Source organism: Austwickia chelonae NBRC 105200, assembly GCF_000298175.1.
Classification (GTDB): domain Bacteria; phylum Actinomycetota; class Actinomycetes; order Actinomycetales; family Dermatophilaceae; genus Austwickia; species Austwickia chelonae.
The window spans coordinates 95,024-113,685 of sequence record NZ_BAGZ01000004.1; the positions used below are offsets into that span (position 1 = coordinate 95,024).

The 18,662-nt window shown below is 66.3% G+C and carries 17 protein-coding genes and 1 tRNA gene; 9 read left to right on the top strand and 9 right to left on the bottom strand.

Annotated elements, in window-relative coordinates:
- Nucleotides 1-120 precede the first annotated feature (120 nt).
- Together AUCHE_RS03010 and AUCHE_RS03015 are read left to right on the top strand one after the other, a co-directional pair.
- Nucleotides 121-579: a phage holin family protein gene (locus AUCHE_RS03010; RefSeq protein ID WP_006501793.1), complete on the top strand. Its 459-nt coding sequence runs from the start codon at nucleotides 121-123 to the stop codon at nucleotides 577-579.
- Nucleotides 580-622: 43 nt separating this feature from the next.
- Nucleotides 623-1,588 (top strand): alpha/beta fold hydrolase, encoded by a 966-nt coding sequence (locus AUCHE_RS03015; RefSeq protein ID WP_006501794.1) that lies wholly within the window; start codon nucleotides 623-625, stop codon nucleotides 1,586-1,588.
- A 28-nt stretch (nucleotides 1,589-1,616) separates the two neighbouring features.
- On the opposite strand, the gene AUCHE_RS03020 is transcribed toward AUCHE_RS03015, so the two are convergent.
- The 3 genes from AUCHE_RS03020 to nth are packed head-to-tail and all read right to left on the bottom strand — an operon-like array spanning nucleotide 1,617 to nucleotide 4,251.
- A complete protein-coding gene (locus tag AUCHE_RS03020; RefSeq protein ID WP_006501795.1) occupies nucleotides 1,617-2,822 on the bottom strand; it encodes a MarP family serine protease in 1,206 nt (401 codons plus the stop codon).
- On the bottom strand, nucleotides 2,819-3,508 hold the full coding sequence (locus AUCHE_RS03025) for an NUDIX hydrolase (RefSeq protein WP_006501796.1): 690 nt from the start codon (nucleotides 3,506-3,508) through the stop codon (nucleotides 2,819-2,821). Before AUCHE_RS03025 ends, AUCHE_RS03020 begins: the two co-directional genes overlap by 4 nt.
- Nucleotides 3,505-4,251 (bottom strand): endonuclease III, encoded by a 747-nt coding sequence (gene nth / locus AUCHE_RS03030; RefSeq protein WP_006501797.1) that lies wholly within the window; start codon nucleotides 4,249-4,251, stop codon nucleotides 3,505-3,507. The genes AUCHE_RS03025 and nth overlap by 4 nt, the downstream gene beginning before the upstream one ends.
- Before the next feature lie 249 nt (nucleotides 4,252-4,500).
- Between nth and AUCHE_RS03035 the strand changes: the two genes are divergently transcribed.
- Complete coding sequence (locus AUCHE_RS03035) at nucleotides 4,501-5,178, top strand: Crp/Fnr family transcriptional regulator (protein WP_006501798.1); 678 nt, start codon at nucleotides 4,501-4,503, stop codon at nucleotides 5,176-5,178.
- 85 nt (nucleotides 5,179-5,263) lie between these two features.
- Here AUCHE_RS03035 and AUCHE_RS03040 read toward each other — a convergent pair whose 3' ends face one another.
- Genes AUCHE_RS03040 through AUCHE_RS16465 form a run of 4 tightly spaced genes read right to left on the bottom strand, consistent with a single transcriptional unit; the run spans nucleotide 5,264 to nucleotide 7,653 of the window.
- Nucleotides 5,264-6,100, bottom strand: a complete 837-nt coding sequence (locus AUCHE_RS03040; RefSeq protein ID WP_006501799.1) for an MBL fold metallo-hydrolase — start codon at nucleotides 6,098-6,100, stop codon at nucleotides 5,264-5,266.
- A complete protein-coding gene (locus tag AUCHE_RS03045; protein WP_006501800.1) occupies nucleotides 6,072-7,022 on the bottom strand; it encodes an NUDIX hydrolase in 951 nt (316 codons plus the stop codon). Before AUCHE_RS03045 ends, AUCHE_RS03040 begins: the two co-directional genes overlap by 29 nt.
- Before the next feature lie 4 nt (nucleotides 7,023-7,026).
- Nucleotides 7,027-7,494: a RidA family protein gene (locus AUCHE_RS03050; RefSeq protein WP_006501801.1), complete on the bottom strand. Its 468-nt coding sequence runs from the start codon at nucleotides 7,492-7,494 to the stop codon at nucleotides 7,027-7,029.
- A 3-nt stretch (nucleotides 7,495-7,497) separates the two neighbouring features.
- Entirely contained in the window at nucleotides 7,498-7,653 is a 156-nt protein-coding gene (locus AUCHE_RS16465; RefSeq protein ID WP_006501802.1) for a DUF4177 domain-containing protein, read from the bottom strand.
- A 119-nt stretch (nucleotides 7,654-7,772) separates the two neighbouring features.
- Here AUCHE_RS16465 and AUCHE_RS03055 point away from each other — a divergent pair, with 119 nt between their 5' ends.
- Together AUCHE_RS03055 and AUCHE_RS03060 are read left to right on the top strand one after the other, a co-directional pair.
- Nucleotides 7,773-8,852, top strand: coding sequence for an ArsA-related P-loop ATPase (locus tag AUCHE_RS03055; RefSeq protein WP_052024786.1), 1,080 nt, complete (start codon nucleotides 7,773-7,775; stop codon nucleotides 8,850-8,852).
- Nucleotides 8,853-8,868: 16 nt separating this feature from the next.
- Nucleotides 8,869-10,113 (top strand): ArsA family ATPase, encoded by a 1,245-nt coding sequence (locus tag AUCHE_RS03060; RefSeq protein ID WP_081578110.1) that lies wholly within the window; start codon nucleotides 8,869-8,871, stop codon nucleotides 10,111-10,113.
- A 21-nt stretch (nucleotides 10,114-10,134) separates the two neighbouring features.
- On the opposite strand, the gene AUCHE_RS17380 is transcribed toward AUCHE_RS03060, so the two are convergent.
- Nucleotides 10,135-10,452, bottom strand: coding sequence for a WhiB family transcriptional regulator (locus AUCHE_RS17380; protein ID WP_006501805.1), 318 nt, complete (start codon nucleotides 10,450-10,452; stop codon nucleotides 10,135-10,137).
- A 402-nt stretch (nucleotides 10,453-10,854) separates the two neighbouring features.
- On the opposite strand from AUCHE_RS17380, the gene AUCHE_RS03070 reads away from it, so the two are divergent.
- From AUCHE_RS03070 to AUCHE_RS03080, 3 genes are all read left to right on the top strand, one after another.
- Nucleotides 10,855-13,350, top strand: coding sequence for a penicillin-binding protein (locus tag AUCHE_RS03070; RefSeq protein WP_006501806.1), 2,496 nt, complete (start codon nucleotides 10,855-10,857; stop codon nucleotides 13,348-13,350).
- 130 nt (nucleotides 13,351-13,480) lie between these two features.
- Nucleotides 13,481-14,410: a metallophosphoesterase gene (locus AUCHE_RS03075; protein ID WP_006501807.1), complete on the top strand. Its 930-nt coding sequence runs from the start codon at nucleotides 13,481-13,483 to the stop codon at nucleotides 14,408-14,410.
- A 117-nt stretch (nucleotides 14,411-14,527) separates the two neighbouring features.
- Nucleotides 14,528-14,604: transfer RNA gene (locus AUCHE_RS03080), tRNA-Pro, on the top strand.
- Nucleotides 14,605-15,438: 834 nt separating this feature from the next.
- Here AUCHE_RS03080 and AUCHE_RS03085 read toward each other — a convergent pair.
- Complete coding sequence (locus AUCHE_RS03085) at nucleotides 15,439-16,980, bottom strand: ATP-dependent nuclease (protein WP_006501808.1); 1,542 nt, start codon at nucleotides 16,978-16,980, stop codon at nucleotides 15,439-15,441.
- Nucleotides 16,981-17,360: 380 nt separating this feature from the next.
- Between AUCHE_RS03085 and AUCHE_RS16470 the strand changes: the two genes are divergently transcribed.
- Complete coding sequence (locus tag AUCHE_RS16470) at nucleotides 17,361-18,023, top strand: hypothetical protein (protein ID WP_006501809.1); 663 nt, start codon at nucleotides 17,361-17,363, stop codon at nucleotides 18,021-18,023.
- Nucleotides 18,024-18,662: the final 639 nt, after the last annotated feature.

Here is an 18,662-nt window from a genome sequence, read left to right on the forward strand (position 1 = left end):
AGATCCGGTCTGGCGGCCAGCGAATCGCAGCACGGGGGAGGCCCCGGAGCACTGCACTCGCTATCGTCATGAACGAACATATTCGCCGGGCCGTACGGGCCCGTGAGGAGGGAACAATCCATGGCGATCGCCAACCCTGAGGGACGAACCCCTGCGCATGAATCCTCCTCGGCTGCCGGGCGGGTCGCCGCCAGGGAGTACGAACCGACCATCGGGGCGCTCGTCCACGATGTCCTGGAGGACGTGTCCATCCTCATCCGCAAGGAGATCCAGCTGGCCAAGTCGGAGGTGACGGCCGACGCCAAGAAGGGCGGAATGGGTGCCGCCTTCTTCGTGGTCGCCGGGGTCTTCGCCTTCCTCGGCCTGATCTTCCTGCTGCACTCCTTCGCCCGGACGATCGCGGTGTGGCTGCCGGTCTGGGCGGGGTACCTGATCGTCGCGGTGATCCTCTTCGCCGGGGCGGCCGTGGCTGCTCTGATCGGGAAGAACCAGTTGAGCAAGGTGAAGGGCAAGCCGGAGCGCACGATCGTCACCTCCAAGGAGACGGTCGAGGTCGTGAAGAAGGCAGCCCAGGGCTGAACCGGTCTCACCGGGGCCGGGGGTGCGCGGGGAAGGAATCGCGATGAGCAGAGATCCCTCCCTCGTCCTGTTGCCCGGTCCCTGGGAGCACCGCTATGTGGCCGCCAACGGGGCCCGTTTCCATGTCGCTTCGGCCGGGGACGGGCCCCTGGTGCTCTTCCTGCACGGCCTGCCCCAGTTCTGGTGGGCCTGGCGGCATCAACTGACCGGCCTGGCCGAGGCCGGATATCGGGCGGTCGCTCTGGACCTGCGCGGGTACGGCGCCTCCGACAAACCTCCGACGGGATACGACGGGTACACCCTGGCCGCCGATGTCGCCGGGGTGGTGCGCTCCCTCGGGGAGACCGACGCGGTGATCGTGGGCCACGGGTTGGGCGCCTGGCTGGCCTGGACGATGCCGTCGTTGCAGCCCGAGTCGGTGCGCGGTCTGGTCGTGCTCTCCGCCCCGCATCCGGCGGAGTTCTCCTGCGGGTTGAGCCTGCTGCGTCACCGGGTCGCGCATCGGACGGTGAACCGTTTGGAGCGTGGTTTCCCCTCCGAGCGGACGTCCCCCCGGGGCCCGGCCCGGGTCCAGGAACTGTTGACCTCGTGGCGGGGGGACGACCGGTCCTGGCCCACGGTCGAGGAATGCGCCCGGTACTCAGAAGCGATGTCCATCCCGTTCGTGGCCTCGTCCGCGGCGGAAGGTTACCGGTGGGTGCTGCGTTCTCGGGTCCGTCTGTCGGCGCGGGCCTACCGTCGCGCGGTCTACCGGCCGGTCCCGGTGCCGGTGCTCCAGTTCCACGGCACCCAGGACAGGGTCTGTTCCCCGGAGTGGGCTGCGCGCAGCCGTCGTTGGGTGGACGGCCGGTATCTGTGGCGGCCGGTGGACGGGGCCGGGCACGCCCCGCACGAACAGGCGCCGGAGGTGGTCACCGAGGAGATCCGGCGTTGGTTGGACCGGGCGATGTCCGCCCGGGAGGACGGCCAGGACGGGGGCCCCGACGGGAACGGCCCGGTCCGGCCCTGATCCGCCGGGCGGTCCGCTCCGTCGGCCCTCAGCCCCCGGTTTTCGTGCAGTTCCCGGTGCTGACCTCCGGGGAGTTCCGGTTCACGCTCTTCAGCACGGGCCGGGCCTCGTCCAGGGTCAAGGCGTAACCGGTCTCCTTGTCGTCCAGTGATCGGGCGAAGACGACCCCGGTGACGCTGCCGTCCGGGGCTAGCAGGGGCCCGCCGGAGTTCCCGGGCCGAACGGTCGCCAGCAAGGAGTACACCTGCCGTTGGACGGGGCTGCTGCCGTAGATGTCGTCCCCGTGGGCTTCGAGGATCTCGCGGATCCGGGCGGCGTCGACCTTCAACGGGCCGCCCAGGGGGTAGCCGGCGACCACCGCCGATTCCCCGTTCTCCAGCGAACGCCCCAGCGGGAGCGGCTGGTTGCGCAGATTGTTGACCGACAGGACGGCCAGGTCACGTTTGGCGTCGAAGGCCACCACCTTGGCCGGCAGCGAACTGTTGCCGGTCCGGACCCGCACATTCTTCGACCCGGCGACGACGTGCGCATTGGTCACGACCATGCCCGGGGAGTAGACCCAGCCGGTGCCTTCCTGGGAGCGGGCACAGGCCGGGGCCGAGGCGTCGATCCGCAGCACCGAGTTCACCGCCTTCTGGATCGCCGGGGAGGTCGCGACGGTCGGGTCGACCCCGGCCACCGGCCGGATCGGTTCGGCACCGATGGTGGAGAACACCCGGGGGAATCCGTAGGCGTCGAGCGTCGTCTTGACCTCGCCGAGGACCTGCTCGCTGGTGGCGGGCATCGCCGAGTCGATGGCGGCGACCACCCGGGACTGTCCGATCCCCTTGGCCAGGTCGCCCGGGACGACGACCCGCAGCACCCCGACGGTGAACCAGGCCGTGGCCGAGGTGACGGCGACGGTGAGCACCGCCCCCAGCACGGAGTCGACGACCCCCAGCCCGGAACGGTCCAGGCCGTGGGCGAGCTGCGCGACGACCCGGACGAACAACCCTTGGACCACCAGGGCCAGGAAGAGCGTCCCCCCGACCAGGACGGCCGGTCGGAAGGCCGCCGGCGAGTCGGGCACCCACAGGGCCACGTATCCCGGCAGCAGCCACAGCCCGATGGCGGCCCCGACCAGGAAGCCCGCGGCGGACACGAAGGTCACCAGCAGGCCCCGTCGATAACCGGCCAGGGCCCCCGAGGCGAGCAGGAGCAACAACAGGATGTCCACCATGACGCCGACGTTCACCGGGTCTCCTCCGTGGTCCGGGTGCGATCGGTCGGCAGCGGTGGCCCCGGCCGGGGCACCTCACGTTCGACCGTGGGATCCCACCCGCCGGGGTCGATCCCGGCCAGGTCGAGGGTCGCGGTCAGCAGGGCCGCGGTGAATCCCCAGATGAACAGGCCGTCGACCGTGTAGGCGGGCGAGCGGTAACCGCTCGGGTGGACGGCGGTGAACCGGTTCCGGGGGGTGGTGAGTTCCGCGACAGGCACCCGCACCACCCGTTCTACCTCCTCCGCGCTGTGCGCGTACACCGGTGTGGGCCGTTCCCACCATCCCAGCACCGGGGTCACCGAGGAGTTCGAGGCGGACAGGAAGAGTTCGGGCAGCTCGCCGAGGATCTCCACCCCGGAGGGGTCCAAGCCGATCTCCTCGTGGGCCTCCCGCAGCGCCGCGCCGACGGGGCCGTCGTCGTCCGGGTCGATCCGCCCGCCGGGGAAGGAGACCTGTCCGGCGTGGCTGCGCAGGTGGGCGGTGCGCTGGGTCAGGACGACGTCCTCCCCGCCTGCGGGGTGGGGGCCGTAGAGCATCAGCACTGCCGCTCTCCTCCCTCGATGCCGGGGCGGGGGCATATGTCTGGAGAAATAGTCCGATTCCTTTGCTCGTACGGCGAGGAGGACGTCGTCCATCCAGGACGGTGGTCCGCCGGTCACGCCGGGGCACCGGTGGCGACCGGCCCCGGTTTCACGAGCGCGGCGGCTCTCGCCGGGTCGGTCTCTCCGATGCCGTGGGAAGGGCACAGGGACGCCACCGTGCAGGCGCCACAGGCCGGACGACGGGCATGACAGGTGCGTCGTCCGTGGAAGATCAGCGTGTGCGAGAGCATGGTCCACTCCTTGCGGGGGAAGAGCGCCCCCACCTCGGTCTCGACCACGACCGGGTCCTCGGCCGTGGTCCATCCGAACCGGCGGGCCAGTCGTCCGACGTGGGTGTCGACGGTGATACCGGGGACGCCGAAGGCATTCCCCAGGACGACATTGGCGGTCTTGCGTCCGACGCCGGAGAGCGCGACGAGCTCTTTCAGACGACCCGGCACCCGTCCGTCGTGTCGGGCGAGGAGTTCCGCCGACAGTTTCAGCAGGGCGTCGGCCTTGTTCCGGTGGAAACCGATGGGCCGGATGATCTCTTCCAGCTCCGTCCGGTCGGCAGCGGCCAGTGCGGTGGCATCAGGATATGCGGCGAAGAGTGTCGGTGTGACGCTGTTGACCCGGACGTCCGTGGTCTGGGCGGACAGGACGGTCGCGACCAGCAGTTGGAAGGGGTCTGCGAAATCCAGTTCGCAGTGGGCCTCCGGATAACGCTCCTGCAGGAGACGGTGGATCCGACGTGCCCGACGCACCCGGGCCTGCGGGCTCGGCTCCCCTGTGCGTCCGGTGACCGCCGTACCGGCTGTCATCGTGTTCTCCCCCTTGTTTTTCCCCCGGTCGTCCCTTGCGCGGCTTCTACGGCTTTCGAGACCTTGCTCCCCGCCATGGGGAAAGGCTACGCCGACGGCCTGAACGGGACCTATCCGTCCGCTGGGTGTCCTCCGGCGGGGCCGGGGTGCGTCGGCGCATCCGTACCGACGACATATTCGGACAGATGTCTTGACGAGTTCCGGCGGGACCCACGTGATCTGGCGCACAGCTGTGGCAGAGTAGGGGTCGTGGACAACGCTGTGGTGAGACGCTCCCCCCTCTTTGCCGCCCTGAACGACGACGACGTCGAGGCCCTGCGCACCACGATGTCGGAGACCAGCCTCCAACGAGGCGACGTCCTCTTCCGCGAGGGGCAGCGCGGAGACAGTCTGTACGTCATCGTGTCGGGGAAGATCAAGCTCGGACGCTCCAGCACCGACGGCCGGGAGAACCTCATGGCGATCCTCGGCCCCGGTGAGATGTTCGGCGAGCTCAGCCTGTTCGACCCGGGACCGCGCACGGCCACGGCCACGGCCGTCGCCGACACCGAACTCATCGGCATGGGCAACGAGTCCCTCCACGAGTACCTGAAGGACCGTCCCGCGGTCTCCCTGACCTTGTTGGCCTCCCTGGCCCGCCGGTTGCGCCGCACCAACGACTCGGTCGCCGACCTGGTCTTCACCGATGTCCCGGGGCGGGTCGCCAAGGCTCTGCTGGATCTCGCGAACCGGTTCGGTCAGCCTGCCGACGAGGGTGTCCTCGTCGCCCACGACCTCACCCAGGAGGAGCTGGCCCAACTGGTGGGCGCTTCCCGGGAGACGGTCAACAAGGCTCTGGCCGATTTCGCCTCCCGCGGCTGGTTGCGTCTGGAGGCGCGCGCGGTGGTCCTGCTCGACGTCGACCGTCTGTACCGTCGTTCTCGTTGATCCTTCGTTGCCGTCGATCCGTCGGGCCGGGTGTCCGGCCAGGTGGGTGGACCGTCGGTGTGCTGGCCGGTTCTCGGCGGGGCGGTCATCCGAGGTCCTCGACCCCCAGGTAGGCGAGCTGGGCGCGGACGGAACGGGCTGCGGCGGGGCGTAGCGCCGGGTCGATGTCGGTGTAGACGCGGTCGACGACCTGGTCGACGCCGGTCGCTCCCTGTTCGAGGGCGGTGCGGATCTGTTCGAGGCGATCGAGGCGGTGGCGCCGGTAGGCGTGGACGACCTCCGCGGCGTGGGCGATGGGTCCGCCGTGGCCGGGGAGGAGGTCGGTGACCTGGCCGTCGTCGACGAGTCCGGCGATCTTCTCCAGGCTGAGGAGATATTCGGCGAGGCTTCCGTCCGGCCAGTCCACGACGCTGGTTCCCCAGCCCAGGACGGTGTCCCCGGTGAGCAGGGCGCGGTCGTCGGCCAGGAGGTAGCTGACGGAGTCGCCGCTGTGTCCCGGGGTGGCCACGACGTGCAGTTCGAGTCCGCATTCGCGCAGGACGTCGCCGTCGGCGAGGTCGTGGCGTCCGTCGCCGATGGCCTGAACGTGGCAGTGGGCGAGGTCAGCGAATCGGTGTGCTCCGGCGGCGTGGTCGTGGTGCCGGTGGGTGAGCAGCACCCGGGAGACGTGGCGTTCCCCGATGCGGGCGAAGACCTGTCGGAGGTGTTCTTCGTCGAGCGGTCCGGGGTCGACGACGAGGCAGTTCTCGTCGTCGGGGGCGGCGAGGATCCAGGTGTTGGTGCCTTCGAGGGTCATCGCGGAGGGGTTGGGGCAGACGATGCAGTCGACCCGGTCGCTCCAGCGGCCGCCGGTCCAGGTGCCGTGGGCCCAGCGGGGTGGTCGGGCGACGAGTTCACCGGTCGGTCGGTCCGGTCCGGTCATGGTGTTCTCCCGTTCTGCGGGTGGGTGGGGTGGGGTCGGCCGGGGTGACGCGGTGGGCGACGATCTCGTATCCGTCGGCGGTCGGGGTCGGGACGGCCAGGACGGCGGGGACGACGGCGGTGGGGTCTTGGTGCCGCCACCATTCGGCGGCGGTCCGGGCGGGACCGTCGAGCAGGGCGTCGAGGCGGGCCCGGGTGGGTGGGAGGATCTGTGCCTGGCCGGCGTGGACTTCGGCGAGGAGGTCGGCCGGGCGGACCCAGCGGGCGTCGTCGGCTTCGGTGCAGTTGCCGTCGGGTCGTTGGCCTGCGGGCAGGAGGGCGGCGAAGAAGCGGGTGCTGTAGCGGCGGGGTTCGTATTCGGGGGTGATCCAGTGGTCGACGGCGCGCAGCAGGTCGGTGCGCAGGACGAGGTCGTTCTCGGCGAGCAGGTCGGGGAAGGTGCGTCGGTGGGCGACGAGTTCTTCACGGGCGGTGGCCCACCGGGGGGTGTCGAGGTCGGCGACGACGTGTTCGGGGTCGGGCCCGGCGAGGAGGACTCCGCATTCTTCGAAGAGTTCGCGGGCCGCGGCGACGACGAGTGCTGCCGCGGCGTCGGGGTCGGGCAGGTCGAGGATGTGTGCCCAGGTCGGCGGGTCGGGTCCGTGCCAGGCTGGCGGCGGGTGGTGGTCGGCGGGGTCGACTCCGCCGCCGGGGAAGACGTAGGTGCTGGGCGCGAAGAGCATGGTGGCGGCTCGGCGGATCATGAAGACCTCGAGTCCGCCGGAGGTCCGGTCGGTGCCGGTGTGGTCCGGGACGGTCCGGTCGCGCAGGAGGACGACGGTGGCGGCGTCGCGGGGGTGGACGGCGGTGGCGCCGCTGTTCTCCCAGGAGCGGACCTGGTCGGTCCGTTCGCCCGGCAGGGGGTAGCGGCGGCCACCGTTCATCGGGTCACTCCTCGGTGAGGGCGACGATCATCTCCACCTCGACGGGTGCGTTCAGCGGGAGGGCTGCCACGCCGACGGCGCTGCGGGCGTGGGCTCCTTTGTCTCCGAAGGCTTGGGCGAGCAGTTCGGAGGCCCCGTTGATCACGACGGGTTGGCCGGTGAACCCGGGGGCGCTGGCCACGAAGCCGACGACCTTGATCACCTGGGCGACCTTGTCCAGGTCGCCGATCACCGATTTCACTGCGGCGATGGCGTTGAGGGCGCAGGTGCGGGCGAGTTCCTGGGCCTGTTCGGCGGACAGGTCGGCGCCGACCAGGCCGGCACCGGCGAGTTCACCGGCGACCAGCGGGAGCTGACCGGAGGTGTAGACGCGCCGTCCGTCCTGGATCGCCGGGACGTAGGCGGCTACGGGTGCGGCCACCTCGGGGACGGTCAGGCCCATCGCGGCGAGGCGTTCTTCCACCTGGCTCATGGATCAGTTCTCCTTCGGACGTTTGAAGTAGGCCACGAGGTTGCCCTCGGCCATGGTCACTACCTGAACCAGTTCCCATCCGTCCTCGCCCCAGGTGTTGAGGATGGCCTGGGTGTTGTGGATCAGGACCGGCGTTGTTGCGTACTCCCACCTCGTCATATCTGTCAGCCTACTGGGCGGCACCGGGCCGGGGGTGGAGCGGCGGGTGCTGTCGGCCGCGTCGATCGTTGTGAGCTGCAGCGCAGGACGTGTGGGGGTGGCTCTCCTAGACTTCAGTCATGCCGGACATCGCTGGGACGCCTGGTGGACGGGGCCCGACGTCGGACTGGCCCGGTGTGCGCCTGCACGTCGTGACGGGGAAGGGCGGCACCGGGAAGACGACGGTGGCGGCCGCGTTGGCCCTGGCGTTGGCCAGTCTGGGGCGCCGGGTGCTTCTGGCGGAGGTGGAGGGGCGTCAGGGGTTCAGCCAGGCGTTGGACGTGCCGCCGTTGCCGTGCACCGAGCGGTTGATGTTGAAGGTGTCCGGTGGTGGGGAGATGTGGGGGTTGGCGGTCGACGCGAAGGCAGCCCTGGTGGAGTACCTGGAGCTCTTCTACCACCTGGGTCGGGCGGGTCGGGCCTTGGAGAAGGTGGGGGCCATCGATTTCGCGACGACGATCGCGCCGGGGGTCCGGGACGTCCTGTTGATCGGGAAGGTCTACGAGGCGGCGCGGCGGCGGGCTGATCGGCCGTTGCCGGACGGTTCGCCGGACTGGCATTACGACGCGGTCGTTCTGGATGCCCCGCCGACGGGGCGGGTGGGGCGTTTCCTGGGGGTGAACCAGGAGGTTGCCGATCTGGCGAAGGTGGGTCCGATCCGTAGTCAGGCCGATTCGATCACGAAGTTGTTGCGTTCGGGGTCGTGTGCGGTGCATCTGGTGACTCTGTTGGAGGAGATGCCGGTGCAGGAGGCGGTGGATGCGGTCGCCGAGCTGCGGGCCGCGGGGCTTCCGTTGGGGGCGGTGGTGGTGAATCAGGCCCGTGATCCGTTGTTGGCGCCGCAGGAGTTGGCGCAGTTGTCCGAGGGGCGGGTCGACCGGGAGGCCTTGTCCCGGGTGTTGTCGGCGTCGTCGGCGTGGCCGGGCCCGTTGCCCGGTGAGTCGGTCGACGGGGTGGAGGGGTGGTCGGCCGGTTCGATGGAGGCGCTGGTGGCGCAGGGTGTGGCTCATGCGGACCGGATGCGTCTGGAGAACGAGCAGTTCGCCGTGGTGGAGTCCTTGGGGCGTCCGGTCTATGTGTTGCCTCCGCTGCGGGAGGGGATGGACGCGACGGGTATCCGGGTGCTTGCGCAGGAACTGGCTGATCAGGCGTCCTGGTGAGAGAGGTGGTGGGGTGATGGTGTCCGGGTCGCGGGTCGCGGATCATGGGGCGGCGCGTCCCGGTCATCGGGGCGGCCGGTCGGGTCGGGCCGGGGAGTCGTCGCCGGCTTTGGACGTCGATGCCCTGTTGGACGACCGGGGGACGCGGATCATCGTGTGCTGTGGGGCCGGTGGTGTGGGGAAGACGACGACGGCGGCGGCTTTGGGCTTGCGGGCCGCGGAGCGGGGGCGTCGCGCGGTGGTGTTGACGATCGATCCGGCGCGGCGGTTGGCGCAGTCCTTGGGTCTGGCCGAGTTGGACAACAGTCCGCGGGTGGTGCCGGGGGTCGACCGGTCGTCGGGTGGGTCCCTGGACGCGATGATGTTGGACATGAAGCGGACCTTCGACGAGGTCGTGCAGGCGCATGCGAAGCCGGAGAAGGCCGAGCAGATCCTCGCGAATCCCTTCTACCAGGCGTTGTCGAGTTCGTTCGCGGGGACGCAGGAGTACATGGCGATGGAGAAGTTGGGGCAGCTCCACGACCGGCGGGACGAGGCGGGTAGGCCGTTCTGGGATCTGGTGGTGGTGGATACTCCGCCGAGTCGGTCGGCCCTGGATTTCCTGGATGCTCCGGAGCGGTTGGGCAGTTTCCTGGACGGGCGGTTCATCCGGTTGATGATGGCTCCGGCGAAGGCCGGTGGCCGGGCTTACCTGCGGTTCGTGCAGGCGGGGATGTCGGCGACGGCGAGTGCGTTGTCGAAGATCCTGGGTGCGCAGATGTTGCATGACGTGCAGACGTTGGTGGCGGCTCTGGACACGGTTTTCGGGGGTTTCCGGGAGCGGGCGACGCACACCTATGCCTTGTTGCAGGACGAGGGGACGGCTTTCGTGGTGGTGGCTTCGCCGGAGCGGGATGCGTTGCGGGAGGCCGGTTATTTCATCGATCGGTTGGCGGCCGACGGGATGCCTTTGGCGGGGGTGGTGGTGAATCGGATGGCTCGGGTGGAGGTGTCCTTGTCCGCGGATGCCGCTGATCGGGCGGCGGATCGGTTGGAGGCGGTTCCGGAGTCGGACGAGGTCCGTCGGTTGGCTGCGGCGTTGTTGCGTCTGCAGGCGATGCAGGACGAGGTGACGACGCGGCAGCAGGCGGCGACCCGTCATCTGGCGGAGGGGCATCCGGGGGTGCCGATGGTGCAGGTGCCTTCGGCTGCGGTGGATGTCCACGATCTGGGTGCGCTGCGGCGGATCGGGGTGGATCTGGCGGCGGGGGCTGGGGCGTGACGGTCCGGGGTGTGCGGAGGGTCAGGCGGTGGCGCGGTTCTGCCGGTCGGCTTCGAAGAGCATCCGGAAGGAGGGGATGTTGGGGTGTCGACGCAGCATGGCTCGGCGTTCTCGTTCGGTCATGCCGCCCCAGACCCCGAATTCGGTGCGGTTGTCGAGGGCGTCCGCGAGGCATTCGGCGATGACGGGGCACCGTTGGCAGATCTGTTTGGCCTGCTGTTGGGCTGCCCCTTGCACGAAGAGTGCGTCGGGTGCTGATGCCCGGCAGGCTGCCAGGGGTGTCCACTCGACTATCCAGTTGGTCTGTGGCGTGTGCTGTTCTTGGGCGACTGTGCTCACCGTTTGCCTACCCTTGCCCGGGCCTGCTCTGGTCAGGCCGCCGACATGATGACAATTTGCACAGTAGGAACCCTGATGTGCCGTGCCCATCCCCCTAAAGAACCTACCCTTGTGGTCATAAAGAACTAGTCACTCGATGTAATCGGTTCCATCCTTCGGTGGAATCCTTTGCGGTTAACTGGCCGAGAACGCTTGTTGATCATGGATACTCAACGGGCGACGCGCATACTGGCCCACTGTGCCCCATGTCGGCCCGCCTCCACGCGTTGACATGGGGCACAGTTGGGACTACTTCGGGCAAAGTCTTTCCGGCCTGCGGGGCCCAGAAGGTACGCGATTCGTTACCCGCCCGGAAGGGGTCTCCTGCGTTCCCGCCTCCCCCACCCACGTACCCTTGACCATATGCAGCGCCGTGCCACCCGGTTCACCAACGTCCTCAATCTCATGGGCGCTTTCCTCGCCGCGTCAGTGGTCATGGGGTTCCTAGCCGCCGGCTTGGCGATCCCTCTGGTCGGCGGAGCCGGCGCCACGACCAAACTGGCCATCGGCACCTTCGAAGCACTGCCCAGCCAACTGACCACACCCGCCATCGCCCAGCAGACCCGCATCCTGGCCGCCGACGGCACCGAGCTGGCCACCCTCTTCAACGAGAACCGCTCCGTGGTCCCCCTGTCCCAGGTCTCCCCGATGATGCACAAGGCACAGGTCGCCATCGAGGACGAACGTTTCTACGAGCACGGCGGCGTCGACGTCCGCGGACTCATGCGCGCCTTCGTCTCGACGATGCGCGGCGACAAACAGGGCGCCTCCACCATCACCCAGCAGTACGTACGGCAGTCCTTGATCACGAATGCGCTGCGCAATGACAACCACGACGCCGCGGCCGCCGCCGAGCAGCGCAACGGCGTCTCCGGCATCATCCGCAAGCTCAAAGAGGCGAAGTACGCCATCGAGATCGAGAAGAAGATGAGCAAGGAACAGATCCTCGAGGGGTATCTGAACCTGGTCTTCTACGGCGCGAACTCCTACGGCGTGGAGGCCGCCGCCCAGCGCTACTTCAGCATCCCGGCGAAAAACCTCACCCTGGCCCAGTCCGCGATGATCGCCGGAATGGCCCAGCAGCCCACCGCGTACAACCCGCTGATCTACCCCCAGGCGGCCCTGAACCGCCGCAACGCCGTGCTGGACCGCATGGCCGCCGGGAACTTCGTCACCAAGGACGAGGCCGCCGAGGCCAAGGAGTCCCCGCTGGGGCTCAAGCCGCAGGACATCAAGACCTCCTGCGAATCGGCCGTCGACAAGTGGGTCTGCCTCTACGTGAAGTCCTGGTTGAAGAAGAATGTGCCCGCCCTGGGCGCCAACGAGGCCGAGCGGGAGAGCCGGCTGATGCACGGCGGGCTGACCATCCAGACCACCTTCGACATGAAACTCCTCAAGGAGAGCCGCCGCATCCTGACCGAATGGGTCCCGCCCAGCCAGGACAAGGAGGTCGGCAGCGCCTCCGCCGTCGTCGAACCGGGCACCGGGAAGGTGCTCGCCATCTCGCAGAGTTCGCAGCCCGGCAAGGAACTCATCTGGTCGGTCGACCATGAGTACGGCTCCTCCAGTGGCTTCCAGATCGGTTCGACCGCGAAGATGTACGCCGTCGTCGAAGCACTCAAGCAGGGAATGACCGCGAGCTCCTCGGTGAACTCCGCACCCAGCGGGACGGTGTACAACCAGGCCCGTTTCCGCGCCGCCGAGTGCAAGGCCATGGGTGGCCCCTGGCCGGTGCACAACGTGGAGGGTTCGGCCAGCGGAAATATGTCCATCCGGGCGGCGACCGTCGCCTCGGTGAACACCGCCTTCGCCGACCTGGCCACCAAGATCGGGGTGTGCAAGCAGAAGGCCACCATGAAGGACATGGGCCTGCACACCGGCAACGGCAAGCCCTACGGTGACTTCTCCCCCAGCATCATCCTGGGCGCGAACAATGCCTCCCCGCTGACGATGGCGGCCTCCTATGCCACCCTCGCCGCGAACGGCAAGTACTGCGAGCCCTACCCGGTCGAGTCGGTCACCCAGCACGACGGCAAGAAGCTCCCCCTGCGGATCGGTCAGTGCCGTGACTCCGGAGTGAGCGCCAAGGTCGCCCAGGACACCACCGACATCCTCAAGGGCGTCGTCTCCCCGAACAACCTCTCCGAGGGCCGGGATTCCGCCGCCAAGACCGGAACCTCCGACGGCAACGCCCAGACCTGGATGGTGGGTTACACCCCGCAGCGCTCCGCCGCGGTGTGGACCGGCCGTCCCAACAACAACAAGTCCATGCAGGGCATCCGCATCGGCAGCCGCTACTGGGGCAACCCGTACGGTGGCACGCTCTCGGGGCCCTCGTGGAAGAAGATCATGGACGCCGCCCACGTCGGACTTCCCAAAGCCCAGTTCAGCGGTTCGGCAGCCCATTCGAACAACCGGGTGGCGGTGCCCACCGTGACCGGGTCCTCCGAGGAGGACGCGAAGAAGACCCTCGAGGCAGCCGGCTTCAAGGTCACGGTCTCCTCCCAGAAGGAGACCACCACCGAGGTCGAACCGGGCACCGTGGCCCGCACCGATCCGCCGGCCGGCACCCAGATCAACAAGGGTGAGACGGTGAGCATCATCCTCGCCGCCGGCGGGGCACCGAAGCCGTCGGCCAGCGCCTCGGCCCGTCCGGGAGCGCCGGGAGCCCGTCCCGACGGCGCCGCCGGTGGCGGTGCGGCCGGTGGCGGTGCGGCCGGTGCCCCGGGCGCTCCTGGAGCTCCCGGAGGCGGCGGACGGGCCGGTATCGCCGGGGTTCCGCCCGGTGGCGCGGCCCCTGTGCCGGGGAGGCCGGCAGCTCCTGCGGCTCCGCCGCCCCCGCCGGTTCCGGTTCGCTGACCGGGCGGAGAGTCCTTCATCACGCCGGTGGCCCTGACGGATATGTCGTCCGTCAGGGCCACCGGTATGTCGGCGACCGTAGGGCGGGCGGGTCACCTTGTTCCTGGCTTCTCTGGGAGGATATGAGGCGATGAACACCTTGACGAAGACGGCCCTGTCCGTGGTGGGCGCAGGCGTCTCCTGCCTGGCCTATGCCTCACTCATCGAACGCAATGCCTTTGTGGTGCGCGAACGTTCGGCTCCGGTGCTTCCGCCCGGCGCCCGACCACTACGGATCCTCCAGGTGTCCGACATCCACCTGATGCCCGGGCAGCGCCGGAAGATCGCCTGGATCAAGGAACTGGCCCGACTACGCCCCGACATGGTGGTGAACACCGGCGACAACCTGTCCCATCCGCAGTCGGTCGAGCCGCTCCTGGAGGCGATGGCGCCCTTCCTCGACCTGCCCGGGGCCTTCGTCCTGGGGTCGAACGACTACTTCGCCCCGCGGCCGAAGAACCCGGCGATCTACCTGCGCCACCGATTGCGCATGCCCACCACCGCGCGGCTGCCCACCGACGAATTGGTCGCCGGGTTGCGTTCCCAGGGGTGGCTGGATCTCAACAATGTGCGCAGCCGGGTGGAGATCGCCGGGCTCGACCTGGAGCTGATCGGGGTCGACGACCCGCACATCCAGCTCGACCGCTACGACCGGGTGGCCGGGCCGGCCGACCCGTCGGCCGATCTGACCATCGGGGTGGTGCACGCCCCGTACCAGCGTGTTCTCAACGCGATGACCCGGGACGGCGCGGGGATGATCATCGCCGGGCACACCCACGGCGGGCAGATCGCGATGCCTTTCCTGGGGGCATTGGTCACCAACTGCGATCTCGACCGTCGTCGGGCCAAGGGGATGTCGCGGTGGTGGCCCGGGGCGAACGGGGCGCCCGACCGTGAGGCCCCGGAGAGCGCCGCCTGGATGCACGTCTCCGCAGGTTTGGGCACATCTCCTTATGCGCCAGCAAGATTCGCCTGCCGACCTGAGGCGACCCTGCTGACCTTGACTCCCCGCGACCGCTGAGGAGCGATCTGGACGCCCGCTCATCCCCGATTCGGAAGATCAATGCCTGATCGGCTAACATGAGTCGTCGCCGGTTCCTCCTAGGGTCAACCTGGGTCAGCACCCGGCGACCAGCCACGGGGTGTGGCGCAGCTTGGTAGCGCGCTTCGTTCGGGACGAAGAGGCCGCAGGTTCAAATCCTGTCACCCCGACCACCATTTTCCCAGGTCAAGTCGCTCTAACCGAGCAGTCACCCTCGGGCTCTGGACCGAAGTACAGCAGTAGCCAAGCGGCTCATCAGTCCAACGCCTCCCCCAGCCGACGACGCGCATCCCTCGTGGCATTCGAGGATGCCTTGGCATAGACCTCCATCGTGACAGCAATTGGTATGCCGCAGGACCCACATGATGGCTCGGGGGTGGACGTCGAAGTCGACCAAGAGCGTCGCGCGTGTACGCCGGGCGTCGTGGACATTCACGTTCCGCGCGCCCGGCCGCCGAACAGCGAGCGGTAAAGGCCCGGTTGAGCGAGCGGGAGTCGATCGGCGTTCCGTACTGTCCGGTGAACACGAGCGACGGGCCACGGGGCTTGCCCCGCCAGGCGATCCCGGCATCGCGGCGCTCCTCCTGCAGCAATCTCCGAGCCTCCAGCAGGCGGGCGACGATATCTGGGCAGAGACGAGTCCGAGACTTCGATCTTGGTCTCGCACCAGAGCAGTTCGCAGTCCACCCGCTGCAGCTGCCGCTCGATCACCGGCCCCCGAGTCGAGGTCGATGGCCTCCCACGTCAGCCCGAGCATCTCGCCCTGCTGGCCACAGCCATCGCCTGCGCTCTCATCTCAGCTTCCCTCCTATCGGCTAGCTATCCCTCAGACGCTAAGGCAGCCGCCAACGTAGGCGTGGCATTTCTACGCTATGCGACCGCACCCAGTCATGCCTAGTGTTACGTCGAGCAGGCGTCGGATGTCGGGCCTCGTCATTCATGAAGCAGCCACCGCGTACTCCGCATCCAACAAAGTAATTTTCGCGCTAGCGACGGCCTAGCCATACTCAGGATGGCAGCAACCCTAATGCGGGCCCCCACAAATCGTCTACCTTCTCAGGAAAAACATCGCACCACAAAGAAATGAAAGCTCGAGCCACAGTAGTTTCAGGCAGTAAGTCAAGATCCTCCCCCACTTGAGCGAAAATCAAATGGGGATCCCTATTAGTATTACTCCTATTCATGATAGAGGCACGCACTTTCGACTGGAAATGGGTGTCGAGCATTAGTCTTTGCGTCAGCTTTCCCAGCAAGTTCATACCATCTTCTAAGTTATTAGAGATGTCAAAAAAGATTGCCGACTCCGGATGGAAATCACCCGGACCGAAAGTCAAATCCGCACCCACCCTGTCGCCAAACGACACCTGTTTCGACTCGAAATTAGGCTGGACTCGCTTGTCGCCGTCGACAAGGGCAATAGCAGGAAAAGTTGATGTTGGATTCGCATTATGGAAGCGCGTGTGCTCCTTAGCGGAATCCGCACCACCCACCTTATGAATTTCGATCGATTGCAGCCTCACACCCTTTCTAGAAACCAGACTCCGCAAAGTGACCTCCGCCAAGAGCTCATCGAAACTATCTTCGGTAAAGACCGCCGCTTCGCAGGAAACCTCACCTGTCAATGTCCGAAGTGCCTCCACATCAAGCTTCCCCTGCGTGATTTTCCCTCGATAGCAGGACCAAATCGCATCGCCAGGAAGTGGTTCAAGTGCCGCATTCGAATGCGTCGTAAAAATCACCTGACTTGACTTACGCTTAGCTACTTCAATCAAGTATTCTACAAGTCGTCTGACCGCAACGGGATGGAGTCCATTCTCAATCTCCTCTATCAACATAAGGCAATCGTTCGGTGCCGCCTCAATCTGGCCCACGATTCTAATAATACTCGCCTCCCCCGCGCCGAAATGGAACTCTGAGTACCCAAGGTCAGGCTTTCCCTCGTCGCGCATAGCAAAAATCTCGGCAATTCCAGAATTAGCACTCACAGTCAGATACTTATCCGCCGGCTTCCCCAGAATTTTCTGAACGGCATCGATTACTGGCTGCTCAAAGACTTTCTCACTGTCGCTCTGAAAATCTGCGCCAACAAATTTACGAAGATCCTTGCGCTCGCTTGCCGGCAAGGTTCTATTTATCCCAATAACCACGACCGAACGCTTGAGTGCATCCCGATTCCATTTCGCCTTGAGATAGCTCGCCGTTCTATTTACCTGCGTACCGAGCTGAGATGACTGCCCCTGAGAGTCAAGAACAGAATATTCGATCTTCCAGTCACACATCGACTCGTCATATCGACCGCTTTTTGCAAAAAATCGCCGCGGGAGGACGTCTTTATAAATGAGGCCAGCCGCACCCAGGATTGTGGTCTTGCCTGCCCCATTGGGTCCGATGAGCGCAGTTACTGGGAAATCAAAACGAATGGACGCCTCAGTGAAGCTTCGTATCTTTACGAGTCGCATCGACTTAAGATATTTCGAATACTGCTCCTTACGCACCCGCTCAAGGAGCGCATTAATCGTGGACCCGCGTATTTCAGAACTACTGCTCATAGCCCACCCTCTCAGTCGTCTGTCCACACTCCACCCCTCCCACAGAGAGACATACGGCCCTCGCATCAGAGGATCCAGCCTGGAAATGCGCTGACACCACCTCAAATATTCTCCCTTAACCGCTGGATAATTTCTCTCTTGCGACTCACAAACTTCAACTCGACGCGAAGCTCCGGTTCAACAGCTTCGCCAACCGTCGCCATCCGGGAGCAATACCCGTACGCCGAGGGCAGGACGCACGCTTCACGCTGCTGGATTCGCCTTCATCCTTCGCGTATCCCACCGCCGTGTAAGAGATTCAAGTCACAGGCATCCACCGAGCGATCTGCGACACAGGGGCGGATCCTGGGAGAAATCTAGCTCAGATCTGGAGGAAACCAATGAGACTCGCTAAAGCAGCAGTGTTTCTCGTCGTTGTCCTGCTTACCGGGTGCGGAAACGTGACTTCCAGCCCTGCGCCCACCAGCGCCACTTCCACAACCACCCCGAAGGCCGCGACCCGTCGCCTGACTCAACAAGAGCTCGAAGCTACTCTTCTAGCGATCAAAGATCTCCCAAGCGGCTGGAGTCGAGAGACTAAGACGAACAGCACCACCACATCCTCCACCAACAAGCCAGGTCTCTGCGGAGCCGTTCCTCAATCAACCACATCGAAGGAGAAGGCGGACCGGTCATTCATGCGAGGAGGTGGCCTCACCGTCAACTACGCCAACGTCCAGATCGCCCAGTTTGAGTCGCCAGAAGCTGCGAAGTCCGCATGGGATCCCGCCGTGCGACCCATCGCTGACTGCACGTCATGGACCGACGATCAAGGCACCAATTGGACCGTCGCAGAAATGTCTGCTCCCAAACTCGGCGACGACAGCATGGGAGTCCGTATGCAGCAGAAGAGCGGGACTGCCATCGTCTACCTTTCCCGGACAGGACCAGCGATCGTCATGGTCACCGGGGCGGGGCTGACGGATGTCCCCACCGCCGAGTTGGAGATGCTTTTAAAGGCACAGGTCACCAGCTACCAGGCTTCCCTCGCTAAGCAGCAATAGTCAGGTTCGCCGACGGAGCCCGCCGTTGAGCATTCGCAACGCCCGCGGGCCACATGTACAACGGCGGCTCCTTCGTCGCTCCGCGATGGCCTGCAGCCGCCCTTAACACAGCCACTTCGCTGCGCTCTCGTGCTCCACAATGAGTCGGCGGTTCGTTCTCTCCACCCCTCCACGCGAGCGCCCGGCGCACAGTGCAGAAGCAGAGCCCCCGTCATGGACACATGAAGATCCATGCTGACCAGCAGAGTCAAGAACGGAGAGGCCGTAGGTTCAAATCCTGACACCCCGACCACTACTTGAAGCAGAGAACGACAAGGTCCTTGACTCCACCGGGGCGAAGCGCCTTTTCGTTGCCCTCCGCCCATACCTTCCGTCCGTCCTTTGGATCATCCCTCCCGGCAGCCCCGCGCCGACCCCACGCGCCCGGTGGCGCACCGCGCCCAGGCCGCAGCCCTACTGCGCCTCTGTATTCACCATTCACTTCCGTAAATAGCCAGGCCAAAGCTTTCATAAGCAGAGTTCACCCATTCTTGCCAGGCCGGTTGCCCCCACATCATCGGAGCTCCCCGACCGAAATAATTCACGACATTTAAACCAAAGTGCGCAGATCAACATCCCCGATCTCTTGCAGGAAAAACC

Excerpts from the sequence above, each read along its gene's own strand:
- AUCHE_RS03010 (WP_006501793.1), top strand. The coding sequence starts at position 121 with ATGGCGATCGCCAACCCTGAGGGACGAACCCCTGCGCATGAATCCTCC.
- AUCHE_RS03015 (WP_006501794.1), top strand. The coding sequence starts at position 623 with ATGAGCAGAGATCCCTCCCTCGTCCTGTTGCCCGGTCCCTGGGAGCAC.
- nth (WP_006501797.1), bottom strand. The coding sequence starts at position 4,251 with ATGACAGCCGGTACGGCGGTCACCGGACGCACAGGGGAGCCGAGCCCG.
- AUCHE_RS03040 (WP_006501799.1), bottom strand. The coding sequence starts at position 6,100 with ATGACCGGACCGGACCGACCGACCGGTGAACTCGTCGCCCGACCACCC.
- AUCHE_RS03045 (WP_006501800.1), bottom strand. The coding sequence starts at position 7,022 with ATGAACGGTGGCCGCCGCTACCCCCTGCCGGGCGAACGGACCGACCAG.
- AUCHE_RS03050 (WP_006501801.1), bottom strand. The coding sequence starts at position 7,494 with ATGAGCCAGGTGGAAGAACGCCTCGCCGCGATGGGCCTGACCGTCCCC.
- AUCHE_RS16465 (WP_006501802.1), bottom strand. The coding sequence starts at position 7,653 with ATGACGAGGTGGGAGTACGCAACAACGCCGGTCCTGATCCACAACACC.
- AUCHE_RS03055 (WP_052024786.1), top strand. The coding sequence starts at position 7,773 with ATGCCGGACATCGCTGGGACGCCTGGTGGACGGGGCCCGACGTCGGAC.
- AUCHE_RS03060 (WP_081578110.1), top strand. The coding sequence starts at position 8,869 with ATGGTGTCCGGGTCGCGGGTCGCGGATCATGGGGCGGCGCGTCCCGGT.
- AUCHE_RS03070 (WP_006501806.1), top strand. The coding sequence starts at position 10,855 with ATGCAGCGCCGTGCCACCCGGTTCACCAACGTCCTCAATCTCATGGGC.
- AUCHE_RS03075 (WP_006501807.1), top strand. The coding sequence starts at position 13,481 with ATGAACACCTTGACGAAGACGGCCCTGTCCGTGGTGGGCGCAGGCGTC.
- AUCHE_RS03085 (WP_006501808.1), bottom strand. The coding sequence starts at position 16,980 with ATGAGCAGTAGTTCTGAAATACGCGGGTCCACGATTAATGCGCTCCTT.
- AUCHE_RS16470 (WP_006501809.1), top strand. The coding sequence starts at position 17,361 with ATGAGACTCGCTAAAGCAGCAGTGTTTCTCGTCGTTGTCCTGCTTACC.